General features: G+C 71.3%; 13 protein-coding genes. 10 read left to right on the top strand and 3 right to left on the bottom strand.

Going from position 1 to position 15,066, the window contains the following annotated elements; translation table 11 throughout:
- Nucleotides 1-222: 222 nt before the first annotated feature.
- Nucleotides 223-1,578, top strand: a complete 1,356-nt coding sequence (locus WYM_RS00190; RefSeq protein ID WP_019178798.1) for a Bcr/CflA family efflux MFS transporter — start codon at nucleotides 223-225, stop codon at nucleotides 1,576-1,578.
- Between the two features lie 33 nt (nucleotides 1,579-1,611).
- Here the strand turns inward: WYM_RS00190 and WYM_RS00195 are convergent, their stop codons facing one another.
- The gene (locus WYM_RS00195) at nucleotides 1,612-2,112 is read right to left on the bottom strand and encodes a nitroreductase family deazaflavin-dependent oxidoreductase (protein ID WP_019178799.1); all 501 of its coding nucleotides are present in this window, start codon (nucleotides 2,110-2,112) and stop codon (nucleotides 1,612-1,614) included.
- 177 nt (nucleotides 2,113-2,289) lie between these two features.
- Here WYM_RS00195 and WYM_RS00200 point away from each other — a divergent pair, with 177 nt between their 5' ends.
- Nucleotides 2,290-2,946 carry a phosphatase PAP2 family protein gene (locus WYM_RS00200; protein ID WP_019178800.1) on the top strand — a complete coding sequence of 219 codons (657 nt, stop codon included), beginning with the start codon at nucleotides 2,290-2,292 and terminating at the stop codon, nucleotides 2,944-2,946.
- 9 nt (nucleotides 2,947-2,955) lie between these two features.
- On the top strand, nucleotides 2,956-4,980 hold the full coding sequence (locus tag WYM_RS00205) for a helicase HerA-like domain-containing protein (RefSeq protein WP_019178801.1): 2,025 nt from the start codon (nucleotides 2,956-2,958) through the stop codon (nucleotides 4,978-4,980).
- Nucleotides 4,981-5,010: 30 nt separating this feature from the next.
- Here WYM_RS00205 and WYM_RS20900 read toward each other — a convergent pair whose 3' ends face one another.
- Together WYM_RS20900 and WYM_RS18825 are read right to left on the bottom strand one after the other, a co-directional pair.
- A complete protein-coding gene (locus WYM_RS20900; RefSeq protein WP_083866101.1) occupies nucleotides 5,011-5,802 on the bottom strand; it encodes an IclR family transcriptional regulator in 792 nt (263 codons plus the stop codon).
- A complete protein-coding gene (locus WYM_RS18825) occupies nucleotides 5,799-7,238 on the bottom strand; it encodes an APC family permease (RefSeq protein WP_019178803.1) in 1,440 nt (479 codons plus the stop codon). Before WYM_RS18825 ends, WYM_RS20900 begins: the two co-directional genes overlap by 4 nt.
- A 239-nt stretch (nucleotides 7,239-7,477) precedes the next feature.
- On the opposite strand from WYM_RS18825, the gene WYM_RS00220 reads away from it, so the two are divergent.
- The 7 genes from WYM_RS00220 (at nucleotide 7,478) to WYM_RS00250 (ending at nucleotide 15,059) form a co-directional block, all read left to right on the top strand.
- Complete coding sequence (locus tag WYM_RS00220; RefSeq protein WP_019178804.1) at nucleotides 7,478-8,326, top strand: hypothetical protein; 849 nt, start codon at nucleotides 7,478-7,480, stop codon at nucleotides 8,324-8,326.
- 17 nt (nucleotides 8,327-8,343) lie between these two features.
- Entirely contained in the window at nucleotides 8,344-10,254 is a 1,911-nt protein-coding gene (locus tag WYM_RS20905) for a hypothetical protein (protein ID WP_019178805.1), read from the top strand.
- A 73-nt stretch (nucleotides 10,255-10,327) separates the two neighbouring features.
- Nucleotides 10,328-11,020 carry a DUF305 domain-containing protein gene (locus WYM_RS18835; protein ID WP_019178806.1) on the top strand — a complete coding sequence of 231 codons (693 nt, stop codon included), beginning with the start codon at nucleotides 10,328-10,330 and terminating at the stop codon, nucleotides 11,018-11,020.
- Complete coding sequence (lepB, locus tag WYM_RS18840; protein ID WP_019178807.1) at nucleotides 11,017-11,538, top strand: signal peptidase I; 522 nt, start codon at nucleotides 11,017-11,019, stop codon at nucleotides 11,536-11,538. Before WYM_RS18835 ends, lepB begins: the two co-directional genes overlap by 4 nt.
- Nucleotides 11,539-11,641: 103 nt before the next feature.
- The gene (locus WYM_RS00240) at nucleotides 11,642-14,107 is read left to right on the top strand and encodes an FdhF/YdeP family oxidoreductase (RefSeq protein ID WP_019178808.1); all 2,466 of its coding nucleotides are present in this window, start codon (nucleotides 11,642-11,644) and stop codon (nucleotides 14,105-14,107) included.
- Between the two features lie 44 nt (nucleotides 14,108-14,151).
- On the top strand, nucleotides 14,152-14,631 hold the full coding sequence (locus WYM_RS00245) for a MogA/MoaB family molybdenum cofactor biosynthesis protein (RefSeq protein ID WP_019178809.1): 480 nt from the start codon (nucleotides 14,152-14,154) through the stop codon (nucleotides 14,629-14,631).
- Nucleotides 14,631-15,059, top strand: coding sequence for a molybdenum cofactor biosynthesis protein MoaE (locus WYM_RS00250; protein WP_019178810.1), 429 nt, complete (start codon nucleotides 14,631-14,633; stop codon nucleotides 15,057-15,059). The genes WYM_RS00245 and WYM_RS00250 overlap by 1 nt, the downstream gene beginning before the upstream one ends.
- Nucleotides 15,060-15,066 lie beyond the last annotated feature (7 nt).

Here is a 15,066-nt window from a genome sequence, read left to right on the forward strand (position 1 = left end):
TCATCCTATGCGAGCGCATGCGGGCGACGTCTGAGAAGCAGCCGACAGGGGACCGCTGGAGAGCGCGGGATGCCGGGTGTCACGCGCTTCGGCCGGGTGGAGGCATCCGGTATCATGGGTCCTCGAATCGATTCGAGCATCTGGATCGATCGACCGCGCGCCTGACCTCGGAGTCGACGCCCCTCGCATCGCCGCCCACACGCCACGAAACGAAGTCCTACGTTGCTCGACACCGCCTCCGTCCCTGTTCAGCGCCCCGAAGATCGCCCGCCCGTCGAGCCGCGTCCCCACTCGACGTCGACCGGCGCCATCCGCACTCTTGGGAGCAATCCGGCCACCGCGCCGATCATGCTGCACCCGGGCGACTCGATCTCGAACCGCCGTCGGATCCTCTACATCGTGCTGCTCGGCGCGCTCACGGCTCTCGGCCCCTTCACGATCGACCTGTACCTCCCGGCCTTTCCCGTGCTGGAGGAGGACTTCCAGACCACGGCCGCCGCGATCCAGCTGACCCTCACCGGGACGATGATCGGCTTCGCGCTCGGGCAGCTCGTGGTCGGCCCGCTGAGCGACAAGGTCGGCCGGCGCGTGCCGCTTCTCGTCGTGACCGCCCTGCACGTCATCGCGAGTGTGGCGGCCGCTCTCGCGCCGACCCTTGAACTGCTCTCGATCGCCCGGGTCTTCATGGGCGCCGGCGCGGCTGCCGGCGGCGTGGTGGCCGCCGCGATCGTGCGCGATCTGTTCGGCGGCCGACGCCTCGTCGTGATGCTCTCCCGCCTCGCGCTCGTCTCGGGCGTCGCGCCCGTGCTCGCGCCGCTGGTCGGATCGGCGCTTCTGCTGGTGGTGTCGTGGCGCGGCATCTTCGTCGTGCTCGCGATCTACGGCGCCGTCATGCTCGTCTCGGCGATCATCTTCATCCCCGAGACCCTGCCGCGAGCGCGTCGGCACGAGAGGGGCGCGACGACGGTCTGGCAGCGCTACCGGAGCGTCTTCAGCGACCGGGTCTTCATCGGGGTGCTCATCATCGGCGGCATGACCTTCTCGGGCTTGTTCTCGTACCTCTCGGCCTCGCCGTTCCTGTTCCAGGTGACGTATGCGTTCGATCCTCAGCAGTACGGCGTGCTGTTCGCGGTCAACTCGCTCGGCGTCGTGCTCGGTGTGCAGGCCGCGTCGCGGCTCGCGGCGCGGTTCGGGCCGCAGTGGGTGCTCGCCTGGTCGACCGCGGTGCTGTTCGTCGCGGCATCGGTGATCATCCTCGCCGACCAGCTGGGCCTGGGGCTGTGGGGGACCGTCGTGCCGCTGTTCGTCTTCATGACGGCCTGCGGATTCTCGTTCCCCTGTGTGCAGGTGCTGGCGCTCGACCGGCACGGCAAGGCCGCCGGCACGGCGCAGTCGATCGTCGGCGCGACGAACTTCGGCGTGGCGGGCGTCATCTCGCCGCTGGTGGGCTGGATCGCGAGGGATGCCGGCATCACGGCGACCACGATGGCCACCGTCATGGTCGGCTGCGCCGTCGTCGGCGTTCTCTCGCTCTGGCTGGTCGTCCGCCCCCGCACCGTGGAGCGTCTCACGCCCTGAGGACGATCGACAGCCCGGACGGGGAGCCCGCGCTCAGGGCGCCGGCCGCCGCACCGGCTGCAGCCGGAACAGCCGGACCTGACGCCCCGACGATCGTTCATAGTTGCGATACCCCGGCCACTGGCGCTCGATGCGCGCCCACACCCCGTCGCGTTCGTCGTCGGGGACCAGGCTCGCCCGCACCGGCATGCGCCGACCGCGCACCGTGATCTCGGCGTCGGGGTAGGCGAGCAGGTTCGCCGTCCACGCCGGATGCCGCTGCCCGGCGAAGTTCGTACCGGCGACGATCGCGCACCCCTGACTGTCGGGGGTGTACATCAGCGGCGCGTCGCGAGGCTCGCCGGACTTCGCACCCCGGGTGTGGAGAACCAGCGACGGCACGAGCAGTCCGCTGATCTGCACGCTCCCACGCGAGATCCACGCGACGAACCGCTCCAGCGGCGGAAGCAGCACCGGCCCGAGCACGCGCCGGAACAGCCGTGTCCGTGTGAGCGGCGCGACCGCTCTCCTCACGACGTCTCGCACGCGGCCCATGGCTGCCATCCTGCTCCCTCCGTGGGTCCGCCGCACCGCCCACCCTCGAGGAGGTACATTCCGGCGCGTCGACGACCTGCGCCGTCGGCGAGAACACGAGTGCTCGGCGCAATAGAGGATCGGGGAGCGGGCGCGCCAGGGGGTGGACGCCGAAGCCTCGACGTGCACAATGAACGGATGGCCGAAACCGACCGCAGGATCGCGGCATCCGTCACCGCCGTTCTTCTCGTAGGCGGCGCGCTCGTCCTGCTCTCGTGCCTGCTGGGATGGTGGATCCTCTCGCGTGGCGAGGAGGCCTTCGACCTGGACCTGTGGTGGAACTCGGCGCTCGTCGAGTTGCGCGTGCCGCCCCTGCTGTGGATCTCTCACGCGATGGACTGGCTCGGCGGCGGCTGGTTCGGGGTTCTCGTCGTGCCGATCGGCGGGGCCGTCGCGCTGATCCTGATACGCAGACCGTGGGCCGCGGCGTACTTCCTCGCAGCCGAGGCGGTCTCGGCCGCCGGCGTGCAGGCGCTCAAGCACCTGTTCGGCCGCGTGCGGCCCGACGAGATCCTGGTGATCGCGGACTACGGCTCGTTCCCGTCCGGCCACGTCGCCAACGCCGCCACCCTCGCGGTGGCCGCGTTCATCATCTTCCCGCGCGTCTGGGTCGCCGTCGTCGGCGCCGGCTGGGTGCTTCTCATGGCGTTCAGCCGCACGTACGTCCACGCCCACTGGCTGAGCGACACGATCGGCGGTGCGCTCCTCGGCGCCGGCGCGGCGGTGCTCGTCGCCGGTGTCTTCGCCGTGCCGATGGCGAGGGAACGGATGCCGCGGGAGAAGGTCGCTGGCTAGGCTGACCGCATGACCTCGCCAGAGTCGTCTGCCTCGCCCGACCGCGCCGCTTCTGACGCCGCCGATCCTGACGCTGCTGTCGCGGCCGCCGAGGCGGAGCTGGTTCGGCTCCGCGCGGAGGCCGAGGCCGCCGAGGCTCAGCTGAAGGCGGCACAGGCCAGAGCTGCGCTCGCCGCCGCCGAGGCCGAGGCCGCGAAAGCCCGTGCCGCTGGCCCTCTTCGCACGACTGTCGACGATGCAACCGGCGCCGGGACCGCGGAGCCGGGGGAGTCACCCCACGCGGCCAGCCGAACGCACACCCCGGGAGCTGCAACCGGGGGGCCCGCGGGAGCGCCGGCCGATGTCGCGCCGACCCGGGAACCAGACCCGCATCGCACCCCCTACGAAACCGAGCAGTCCGGCCCTCTCCCGCCTTCCGAGGTGGAGAGGATCGTCCAGGGCTACTCGTTCGATTCCGCCACGCTCGATCTCGGCGCCCTCGTCAACGGCGATCCGGTGCCGTCTGCGCAGATCCGGATTCCGCTCGGCATGATGAACCGGCATGGGCTGGTCGCCGGCGCGACAGGCACGGGCAAGACCCGCACCCTGCAGGGGCTGGCCGAGCAGCTCGCCGCGCAGGGCGTTCCGGTGTTCGCCGCCGACATCAAGGGCGACCTGTCGGGCGTCGCGACGCCCGGCGAGCCGAACGACAAGCTGCTCGCGCGCACGAAAGGCATCGGGCAGGACTGGAAGCCTGCGGCGTCGGTCACGGAGTACTTCGCGCTCGGCGGCATCGGCAAGGGCGTGCCGGTGCGGGCCACGGTGTCGGGATTCGGGCCGCTGCTGCTGAGCAAGGTGCTGGGCTTGAACGACACGCAGGAGTCGAGCCTCGGGCTCGTGTTCCACTACGCCGACGCTCAGGGCCTGGCCCTCGTCGACCTGTCGGACCTGCGCGCTGTGCTCACTCATCTCACGAGCGACGAGGGCAAGGCCGAGTTGAAAGACCTGGGCGGGCTGTCAGCGGCGACGGCCGGCGTCATCCTGCGCGAGCTCATCACGTTCGCCGACCAGGGCGCCGACGTCTTCTTCGGCGAGCCCGAGTTCGAGGTCAGCGACTTCCTTCGCACGGCGCCGGACGGCCGCGGCATCATCAGCCTGCTCGAGGTGCCCGGAGTCATCGACAAGCCGGCGCTGTTCTCGACCTTCCTGATGTACCTGCTCGCCGAGCTCTTCGAGCTGCTTCCCGAGGTCGGCGACCCCGACAAGCCGAAGCTGGTCTTCTTCTTCGACGAGGCGCACCTGCTGTTCACGGACGCCTCGAAGGACTTCCTCGCGGCGATCGTGCAGACGGTGCGCCTCATCCGCTCGAAGGGCGTGGGCGTGTTCTTCGTGACGCAGACTCCGAAGGACGTGCCGTCGGACGTGCTCGCCCAGCTGGGGTCGCGCGTCCAGCACGCGCTGCGCGCCTTCACGCCCGACGACGCCAAGGCGCTGAAGGCGACGGTGGGGACGTACCCGACGTCCGGCTACGACCTGGACAGGGTGCTGCAGGAGCTCGGGACGGGCGAGGCGATCGTCACGGTCATGAGCGAGCGGGGCGCACCGACGCCGGTGGCGTGGACACGGCTGCGCGCGCCGCTCGGCCTGATGTCGCCGACGCCCGACCCCGCCATCGAGGCGACGGTGAAGGCATCTCCGCTGCTCGCCAAGTACGGCACGGCGATCGACCGCGAGTCGGCGCGCGAGATCCTGACGGCGAAGATGGCGGCCGCCGACGAAGCGGCCGCCGCCGAGCAGGCGGCGCTGGAGAAGGCGAAGGTCGAGGCCGAGCTCGCCAAGCAGCAGGCGGCGATCGACAAGGCACACGCGGCCGCCGAGAAGAAGGCGCGGCAGGAGTACGAGCGGCTGCTGAAGAAGACCTCCGGCACCACGCGCACGTCGACTCGGTCGCGGGCGGCCGAGAAGTCCCCGCTCGAGCAGATTCTGGGGTCCAAGACGACGCAGACCATACTGGGCGGCGTGATTCGCGGGATGTTCGGCACCGGCCGGCGCTGAGTCGTCCACCCGGTGGGATGGCCGGGCAGCTCACCAGCCGCTCAGCGCGCCCAGACCGCCGAGGGTGACCGCCGCATCGCGGAGCACGTTCACATGCCGGGCGGCGACCGAGAGCCGCGAGATCGAGGTCGCGAGCGTGACGGCGCCGACGGGGCGGGAGCTGCCGTCACGAATGGGCACGGCCAGGCATCCGCGGTCGGATGCGAGCAGAGCGGCCTGTTCGGCATACCCGCGCACCGCGTAGGCCTCGTGGAACCCGCGCAGGTCGTCGGCACTGACCCGGACGGTGAAGCGAGGAGCGGTCGAGAGCTCTCGCTCGGGCCGGGCGATGAGCCACAGCTGACCGATCGCCGAGCGCGTCGGGTCGGCGAGGAGGACGGCGGGCGCGGTCAACGGCTGAGCGGGATCCTCGTCGAGGATCGCGACGCCCGCGCGATGAAACGCGAACAGGTGGACGGCCTCTCCGGTCTGCGCGCGCAGGCGCTCGACGACGAGGGCATGATCCGGCCTCCTGCGCGCCCCCACCACCGCTGCCAGTTCGAGCACGCGCGTGCCCAGCAGAAACCCGGAGAAGTCGGGCCGGCGCACCAGGTACTCGTCGCGGACCAGGGAGTTCACCACGCGGTAGACCGTCGCGCGGGGCGCGCCGACGGCACGAGCGATGTCGGCGGCCGTGGCGCCTCCGGTGTCGCGCGCGACCTGTTCGAGGATCTCGAGCGCGAGACCGAGGCCTTTCTCGGGCAGGCCCCGCCCCGATTCCTCGCGCTCCTGCGCCGGCGCTTCTACCGGCACAGCCTCGCGCGCGAGAGGGGATCCATTCATCCGCGCACCGGCCCGTCGAGGCAGTCGGCGTCGACGGGCCAGTCGTGCACGCCGATGCGCGCCGCGATCCCCGGGTGCCGCGCGAGTCTCGTCGCCCCGACCGCGTACAGCGCCCCGAGGCCGGTGACCACGCACAGCAGCCCCAGGGGATTGTCGCGCAGCGTGGCCGACAGGTAGAAGGCGAGGGCCGCGCCGAGCCCGACGAGCGGGACGCCGCAGAGCACCGCCGATCTCACCGTGAGCTCGCCGATGCGTGCCAGGAAGACGGGCGCCGCAGCGCAGACCAGCGCATAGGCCAGCACGAACCCGACGATCGAGGCGGGCGACGTGACGATGCGCAGATCCTGCCGGCTGCCGCCGAAGGCCAGCAGCACGACCGGCACGAGTGCGACCATCGCCGCCAGGAGCGCGCCGCCCGCCGCGGGGACCCCGCGCCGCGAGGTCCGGCCGAACAGGGTCGGCAGCAGCCCTTCGCGACTCATCGCGAAGGCGAGCCGGGCCGCCGCGGTGGTCATCGCGAGGGCGCACGCGAGGAACGAGATCGCGATGATCACATCGATCAGCGAGGCGAGGCCCGTGACCGATGCGAGAGAGGCGGTGCCCGGCCGCTCCGCCACGATCGACAGCTGCGCCGCGGTGCCGACGAGCATCACGAGCCCGGTCGCACCGACGCTCACGAGGATCCCGCGCGGAACGGCCGCGAACGGCCGCTTCGTCTCGGGACCGAGGGCCGCGCCGCTCTCGAAGCCGACGAAGCCGATGAGGGCGAACGCCACCCCGGTGATGATCGCATCGAGTGAGAAGTCGGCCGGCGCGGGCACCAGAAGCCCGAGATCCCACCGGGTGACGCTGAGGGCCGCGAGCGACAGCCCGAGGACCGTCACCACCGCTACCGCCTCGAGCACCAGCAGCAGGCGGGTCGAGATGCGCAGTCCACGGGCGACGACGAACGCGATGACGGTGCCGAACGCCGCGACCAGGACGGCGACGAGCCAGGGAGGCGGCGCGTCGCTTCCCGCGACGAGCTGGGCGACCCGCGACGAACCCGATGCGAGGGTGTTCATCGCCACGGCCACGTAGCCGACGCCGAGCGCCACTCCGGTGAGCAGGCCGACGTGCCGGCCGAGTCCGCGCGCGGCGAAGGTGTACAGCGACCCGGTGCTGGCCACGCGCCGGGCGAAGATCCCGATCACCAGAGCCACGCCTGCCACCAGTGTGATGGTGATGGCGATGTCGACGAACGCGAACGAACCGCTGCGCGCATACGCGGCCGCGGGATGGATGAGCAGCACGCCGGCTGGGGCCGTCGCCGCGACCGACTGCGCCACGACGTCCACCGTGCGGGCGTGCCGTCGGCGCAGCCCCGCGAACGGCGAGCGCGCGCCGAGGTCGGTCCTCGTCCGTGCGTGCATGATCGCATCCGCGAGTGCGCTCACGCGTCCTCCTCGCCACCGTGGTCCTAGCTGACGCGAGGCTATCCAGTCCGCGTTGCGGGCGACCGGCGGCCGTGTTTCGTGTGCGTGACGACGGCTGAGACGGCGAGGGGCGGATGTCGGGGCGCTGTCTCACGGAGATTTCGATCCGCGTTCGCACCGGCACATCGCGCCGAAACGGCGCAGGAACAGAATCGGCCCGACGCGACGCGAGCCGCGTCTTCGCCATCGAAAGGAATCCTGTGACCGAAACACAGCTCTCTCCCGAGGGGGACTCGCCACCCCCACCGGGATCCCGGCGCCCCTCGAAGACCCGGCGACTCGTCACCCCTCGCACTCTCGGCATCGGATCGGCCGTCGCCGCCGGTGCAGCGGCCGTCGCTCTCGTGTTCGCGACGCAGACCGCGGTGCAGGCCACCTCCTCGCCCGACGCGCCGGAGTCGACGCCCATCGCCGCCGACAGCACGGACGAGGGCGCCCCCGAGAAGGCGGAGGAGGTCGCGAAGCCGACATCCGTCGCCGCGGCGTATGACCAGCTCTCCGGGGCGGAGGTCGAGTACGTGCGCTTCGTCGGCGCGCAGGACCCGGCGTTCGCCGCGGGTGTCGACCTGTTCGGCGAGCCGGGGCTGCAGTTCCTCTCGACGGACGTCGCCGACCCGCAGGCCTACGCCGACGGGCAGCGCCGGCTGCTGTCGCTGTACTACGACTACGGCACCAACGAGACGGTCAGCATGATCGTCAATGTCACCACGGGCACCGTCGAAGCGGTCGACCGGGCTTCCGGCACGCAGCCGGCTCCGACCGACGCCGAGACGGCCCGCGCGTGGGAGATGCTCCTCGACTCCGAGGCCGCGCAGCCCGTCGTCGACGAGTTCGCCGCGCTCACGGGCGGCTCGGCGCTGACTCCGGCCTCCGCCGAGGTCATCCTGACCGCGCACTCCTTCGTCACGGACGCCGGCTCGTTCGGCGCCGAATCGTGCGGTGTCGACCGGTGCGTGCAGCTGCTCGCCCAGGTCGACGGCGGCGCGTTCCTCACCACCAGCACCTACGTGGTCAACCTGTCCACAGCCAGCGTCCTGACCGTCTCATGATCAGAGAGAGAAACCGAATGAAGCGAACACTCAGTGCGGCCACCGCGGTCGCCCTGCTGGCAGGGGGCCTCGTCGTCCTGTCGGCACCGACGGCTGCCTCCGCGCAGACGATCACCGAGGCATCCTGCTCCGGCGACTCCCTCGTGTCGGAGACGCTGGAATCGGGGTCGAGCTGGCAGATGTGCTGGCGCATCGACTCGTATCGCGGGCTCGTGCTCGACAAGGTCGCGTATCAGCCGCGCGACGACGAGGCGCCGATGCTCGTGCTGGACTCCATCGCGCTCGCGCAGCTGAACGTGCCGTACGACACCGGCGCGACGGAGTACAACGACGTCACGACCTACCAGGTCGGCGGGCGCCGGCTGCAGGCCATCGAGGCCGTGGACTGCCCCGTCGGCGAAGTGCGCACCTCATGGGTCGACGCCGCTCGTGGTGAGATCCCCGCGATCTGCATCGGCGAGGAGGACTCGGGCATCGCCTATCGCTCGAACATCGCCCGCGATGCGCTCTACGCCGCTCAGGGGACGGATCTGGTGCTGCACACGGTCTCGCGCATCGGCTGGTACGAGTACCAGACGCAGTACCGCTTCCACGACGACGGCGAGATCTCGGTCGAGCTGGGCGCCACCGGCGACCTGTCGCCGAACGACTACGTGAACGTGGTCAACCAGGGCTGGCCGCTCGCCCCCGGGCAGGAGGACTTCGCGGTCAACCACTACCACTCGGCCTTCTGGCGCGTGGACTTCGGCATCGACGCAGGTGAGAGCCAGCTCGTCGAGAAGTTCGCCACCACCCCGACGGGCGAGCACGGCACGACCGGCGACACCGGTCACACCGCGATCCTCGACACCCAGGTCACTCAGGTCACCAACGAGACCAAGACCATGGGTGCGAACCGCGAGGCGTACCGCGTGGTGAACCCCGAGAGCCTCAACGCGGACGGCCACGCCCGCTCGTACGAGATCATCGTCCCGCGCGACCAGGCGTACAACCTCAACCCCGAGACCGACTACGACATCGCGTTCACCTCGGCCAAGTCGGACGAGATCCACGCCAGCCACAACCTGATCCCGTCGAAGGCCGGGCAGATGGTGACGGACTACATCGCCGACGGCGAGACGCTCGAAGACCCGGTCGCCTGGGTCAACGTCGGCTTCCATCACATCAACCGGGACGAGGACCAGAGCCCCATGCCGATCCACTGGCAGGGCTTCACCCTCTACCCGCGTGACTTCGCGGCGCAGGCTCCGAACATCCCCGAGGGCCGCAAGTGGGTCAACGGCGACATGCGCGGTGTTCCGAACCCGAACATCACGCCGACGCCGACCGCGTCGCCCACTCCCAGCCCGACGGTCGAACCGACCACAGAGCCCACGCCCACCACGGAGCCGACGCCGACCGCGTCGCCGACCGCTCCGGGCAACGGCAACGGCAACGGGAACGGCAACGGCAACGGCAACGGGAACGGCAACGGCAACGGCAACGGCAACGGGGGAAGCACCGCCACCCCGCCGGCGTCGGTGACGTTCGGCAGCGCCGAGGTCGCGCCGGGAGCCACCCAGACGGCGACCGCCGCCGGATTCACCCCGGGTGAGACCGTCAGCGCCGTGCTGCACTCCGACCCTGTCGACGTCGGAACGTTCATCGCGGACGACGAAGGCTCGGTGACCGCGCAGTTCATCGTGCCGTCGAACACGCCGGCCGGAGAGCACACGCTCGTGCTCACGGGGCAGACCTCGTCGCTGGTGGCCGAAGGGTCGTTCACGGTGGCCTCGGCGTCGCCGTCGGCGATCCTCGGCGCCCTCGCCAGCACCGGCACGGACGCGAACCGCTGGGCACTCTCGGGCCTGGTGCTCCTCGTGGCCGGCGGGGGACTGGCCGGCACCGCGTGGCACCTGCGGCGCCGGGACGTCAAGGCAGTCGCCTGATCCGACCGCGGGGCGGCGCGACCCGACGCGCCGCCCCGCGGCATCCCCTTCCCCCTCACGAAAGGACGCCCTCATGCGCCACCGCCTGGCCGGCATCGGAGTCGTGCTCGCCGTCTCGACCGGCCTGCTCGGTGCCGCCGCGGTGACGCTGGGGCTGACGACCTCGCCCTCGTCGGCCCCGGTGGCCGCGGCCACCGGCACGGCGGTGACGGATGCCGTGACCTCCGAGTATCCGACCCTCGAGGACCACTGCTACATCGAGGGCATGATCCCGCATCACGAGCAGGCGCTCGAGCTGAGCACGCTCGTGCTCGGCGCGAGCGACGTCCGGGACCGGACGCGTGCGCTGGCCGAGTACATCGTCGCCGATCAGGCGGCCGAGATCCAGACGATGCGGGCGTGGCAGGACGCATGGCGCAAGGCGATCCCTGCCGGCGAGGTCACCGGTGGCGCCGCCCAGGCGGGCCACCACGGCGCTCCCTCGACCGCTGCTGTGCCGACCGGATGCGGCGGGCACGCCCATGCCGCCATGGCCGGCATGGCGACGCCCGAACAGCTCGCCGCTCTCGACGCCGCCGATGGCGCCGCAGCCGACCGCCTGTTCCTCGAGCTCATGATCGCGCATCACGAAGGAGCCCTCGAGATGGCGACCGTGGCCGTCACCGATGGCTCGAACGACTTCGTCCGCAGATCGGGCAAGCACGTCCTCGTCGAGCAGGAGCGCGAGATCGCCGCCATGACCGCGCTGCTCGCGGAGAGCCCGTGACGCCGGCCGCTCACCGCGCCGCGCGGGTGCTCGCCGCTGTCGCTGCGCCCGTCGCCGCCGCGGCGCTGATCTTCGCCGCCTTCGGTGTCGCCGGCGTGCACAACGACTCGATGTCCCCGACCCTGCACGGCGGGGATCTCGTCGTGTACGACCGCTGGAGCGCGCCGGGGCGCGGTGACATCGTGCTCTTCGTCGATCGCGAAGGCTGGTCGGGCGAGCCGGACGCGCTGCTGGTCAAGCGCATCGTCGGCGTGACCGGCGACGTGATCGTCTGCTGCGAAGCCGGGACCGGGCGCCTCCTCCTCAACGGCGAGCCGGTGGACGAGCACTTCGCGGGCGACGCGCGGCCGGGCGGCGACATCCCGTTCCGCGTCACCGTGCCTGAGGACGCCGTCTGGGTCATGGGCGACAACCGCGCCGAATCCGCGGACTCGCGCCTGTCGGTCGCGGCGCCCGGGCATGGCGCCGTGGCGAGAGGCGATCTGCGGGGGACCGCGCGCGCCTGGTGGGGCGACTGATCCCGCACGTGCACCGCGGTCGCGGCATCCGTCATCAATGCTGAACTTCCATCCAGCGAGAGCGGGCCGCGCCGTCGAGCCCCGGCAGGCTTAGCCTGGAAGCATGGCGACGAAGCCCCCGAAAGCAGACATCGACGAGACGCGCGTGCGCGTCAGCCACCCCAAGAAGGTGGCCGTCGGCGTCCCCGCCGTGCTCCACGCTCTGCAGATCGCGCAGGAGCAGATGGGCGTGAAGCGCTCGGTCGAGACCCTGATGCGAGTGAACCAGAAGGACGGCTTCGACTGCCCCGGCTGCGCGTGGCCGGAAGAGAACAAGCGCCACCTCGCGGAATTCTGCGAGAACGGCGCGAAGGCCGTCGCCGAGGAGGCGACGCTGCGGCGTGTGGGGCCCGAGTTCTTCGCGGCGCACTCGATCGACGAGCTCCGCGGCCATGACGACTGGTGGCTCGGGCAGCAGGGGCGGCTGACGCAGCCGGTGATCCTCGAGGAGGGCGCGACGCACTACCGTCCGATCTCGTGGGACGACGCCCTGCGGACCATCGCCGACGAGATCGCGGCCCTGGACGACCCCGACGAGGCCGTCTTCTACACGTCGGGGCGCACCTCCAACGAGGCGGCGTTCCTCTACCAGCTGCTGGTCCGCGGAATCGGCACGAACAACCTGCCCGACTGCTCGAACATGTGCCACGAGTCCAGCGGCTCGGCGCTGACCGAGACCATCGGGATCGGCAAGGGCACGGTCTCGATCGAAGACATCCACGAGGCCGACCTCCTCATCGTGGCGGGGCAGAACCCGGGCACGAATCATCCGCGCATGCTGTCGGCGCTCGAGAAGGCCAAGCAGCGGGGAGCGACGATCATCGCGGTGAATCCGCTGCCCGAGGCCGGGCTGCTGCGGTTCGAGAACCCGCAGACGGTCCGCGGGGTCGCGTTCGGCGGCACGAAGCTGGCCGACGCCTTCGTGCAGATCCGTCTCGGCGGGGATCAGGCCCTGTTCCAGGCGATCGGCAAGCACCTGCTCGAGGCGGACCCCTCGACAGGCTCCGGCACAGGCTCTGCGGTGCTCGACCACGAGTTCATCGAAAAGCACACCAGCGGCTTCGAGGCCTACCGTCAGGCGATGGCCGATGCCTCGTGGCGCGAGCTCGTCGTGGCCACCGGTCTGCCCGAGAAGGCGCTGCGCCGGGTGGGTGAGGCGGTGCGCACCTCGAAGGCGACGATCGTGTGCTGGGCGATGGGCCTGACGCAGCACAAGCACTCGGTGCCGACCCTGCGCGAGGTCGTCAATGTGCTGCTGCTGCAGGGCAACATCGGCCGGCCGGGCGCCGGCGTGTGCCCGGTCCGCGGGCACTCGAACGTGCAGGGCGACCGCACCGTGGGCATCTACGAGAAGCCGTCGGCGACGTTCCTGGACGCGCTCGACGCCGAGTTCGGGTTCGCCGCGCCCCGCGAGCACGGGTTCGACACGGTGCAGGCCATCCGCGCGATGCGCGACGGCGACGTGCGGTTCTTCATGGGGATGGGCGGCAACTTCGTCTCGGCGACCCCCGACACCGCGGTCGTCGAGGCGGGGATGGCCCGCGTCGGCCTGACGGTGCAGGTGTCGACCAAGCTCAATCGCTCCCACGTCGTGACCGGCCGTCGCGCGATCATCCTGCCCACCCTCGGGCGGACCGACCGGGACCGCCGCGGTGGCCGTGAGCAGCGGGTGACCGTGGAGGACTCCATGGGTGCGGTGCACGCCTCGCGCGGGCGGCTCGCGCCTCCGGCGGAGGATCTGCTGAGCGAGGTCGCGATCGTCGCGCGGCTGTGCGGGCTGCTGTTCGGCGGGGGAGCGCCGCACGCTGCGGCACTCGCGGGCCCGGCAGGGGCACGAGAAGACACGGCCGACGCGACGCGCCACGACTGGAACTATCCCGAGCGCTCGATCCCCGAAGAGGCGGACGGTCCGGATCCGGTGGGACTGCGGCATCCGTCCAACGTCCCGCAGGCGGACTGGGCCTCCCTCGAGTCGGACTACGCCCGGATCCGCGCTCACATCGAGCGCGTCATCCCCGGTTTCGAGGACTACGACGAGCGCATCCAGAAGGGTCGCACCTTCTTCCTCCCCAACGGTCCGCGCGACGGGCGCCAGTTCGCCACGGCCGACGGCAAGGCGCGGTTCACGGTGAACCCGCTCGAATACCCGGTGATCCCGCGCGGCCGCCTGCTGCTGCAGACGCTGCGCTCGCACGACCAGTACAACACCACGATCTACGGCAAGGACGACCGCTACCGCGGCATCCACGGCGGCCGGCGGGTCGTGCTGGTCAACGCCGCCGACATCACCGCGCTCGGCTTCGCCGAGGACGACATCGTCGACCTCGTCTCGGAGTGGACGCGTCCCGACGGCACGATCGAGAATCGCCGTGCCGAGGAGTTCCGCATCGTCGCCTACCGCACGCCCCGCGGCAACGCCGCCGCGTACTACCCCGAGACCAATGTGCTCGTGCCGCTGGACTCGGTCGCCGACGTCTCGGGCACACCCACCTCGAAGTCGGTGATCGTGCGGCTCGAGCGCCGGGCGTGACGCACGCCGCCTGGTCGAACCGCGCGTCGTCTTAGGCTGGAGCCATGACCCGCGCCGCCGTGATCACCGTCTCGGACCGTTCCGCCGCCGGCCAGCGCGAGGACGTCAGCGGCCCGATCGCCGTCGCGGCCCTGCGTGAGGCGGGCTTCGACTGCGCCGACGCCGTCGTGGTGCCCGACGGTGCCGACAGCGTCGAGCGCGCGGTGACCGCCGAGGTGGTCGCGGGAGTGAAGCTCGTCGTCACCACGGGCGGCACGGGGGTCGCGCCGCGGGACCAGACGCCCGAGGGCACCGCGCGGGTCATCACGCGCACGGTCCCCGGCATCGCCGAGGAGCTGCGCCGCCGGGGCGCGACCGAGAAGCCCGCGGGCATGCTGACTCGTGGCGTCGCCGGCGTCGTGGACCCCCATGGCGTGCTCGTGGTGAACCTGCCCGGCTCGCCGGGCGGGGTCGCTTCCGGCATGCCGGTGGTGCTGTCGGTCGCGCGCCATGTGATCGATCAGCTCGGCGGGAGCGACCACTGATGCCGGGCGTCCGCGTCGCCGCGATCAGCGCCGAGCCGCTCGACCTCGACGCTCATCTGCGCGCGGTCGACGATGCGCACGCCGGCGCGGTGACGACGTTCGTGGGTCGCGTGCGCGATCACGATCCGGATGCCGCCGCCCCTGTCGTCGCGCTGGAGTACTCCGCTCACCCCGACGCTCAGACCGCACTCCAGCGCATCGCCGAGGAGTCCGTCGGCTCGTCGGGCGCCGTGGTCGCGGTGTCGCACCGGATCGGGCGGCTGGAGGTCGGCGATGCCGCCGTTGTGATCGCGGTCGCCGCGGCGCACCGCGCCGAGGCGTTCGAGGTCTGCCGCGCGATCATCGAGACGATCAAGCACGACCTTCCGGTGTGGAAGCGCCAGGTCGAGTCCGACGGCACGGCCACCTGGCTCGGCCTCGGCGGCTGAGCAGGCG

Source organism: Microbacterium yannicii PS01 (assembly GCF_000304335.1).
Classification (GTDB): domain Bacteria; phylum Actinomycetota; class Actinomycetes; order Actinomycetales; family Microbacteriaceae; genus Microbacterium; species Microbacterium yannicii_A.

Excerpts from the sequence above, each read along its gene's own strand:
- WYM_RS00195 (WP_019178799.1), bottom strand. The coding sequence starts at position 2,112 with ATGGGCCGCGTGCGAGACGTCGTGAGGAGAGCGGTCGCGCCGCTCACA.
- WYM_RS00200 (WP_019178800.1), top strand. The coding sequence starts at position 2,290 with ATGGCCGAAACCGACCGCAGGATCGCGGCATCCGTCACCGCCGTTCTT.
- WYM_RS00205 (WP_019178801.1), top strand. The coding sequence starts at position 2,956 with ATGACCTCGCCAGAGTCGTCTGCCTCGCCCGACCGCGCCGCTTCTGAC.
- WYM_RS20900 (WP_083866101.1), bottom strand. The coding sequence starts at position 5,802 with ATGAATGGATCCCCTCTCGCGCGCGAGGCTGTGCCGGTAGAAGCGCCG.
- WYM_RS20905 (WP_019178805.1), top strand. The coding sequence starts at position 8,344 with ATGAAGCGAACACTCAGTGCGGCCACCGCGGTCGCCCTGCTGGCAGGG.
- WYM_RS18835 (WP_019178806.1), top strand. The coding sequence starts at position 10,328 with ATGCGCCACCGCCTGGCCGGCATCGGAGTCGTGCTCGCCGTCTCGACC.
- WYM_RS00240 (WP_019178808.1), top strand. The coding sequence starts at position 11,642 with ATGGCGACGAAGCCCCCGAAAGCAGACATCGACGAGACGCGCGTGCGC.
- WYM_RS00245 (WP_019178809.1), top strand. The coding sequence starts at position 14,152 with ATGACCCGCGCCGCCGTGATCACCGTCTCGGACCGTTCCGCCGCCGGC.
- WYM_RS00250 (WP_019178810.1), top strand. The coding sequence starts at position 14,631 with ATGCCGGGCGTCCGCGTCGCCGCGATCAGCGCCGAGCCGCTCGACCTC.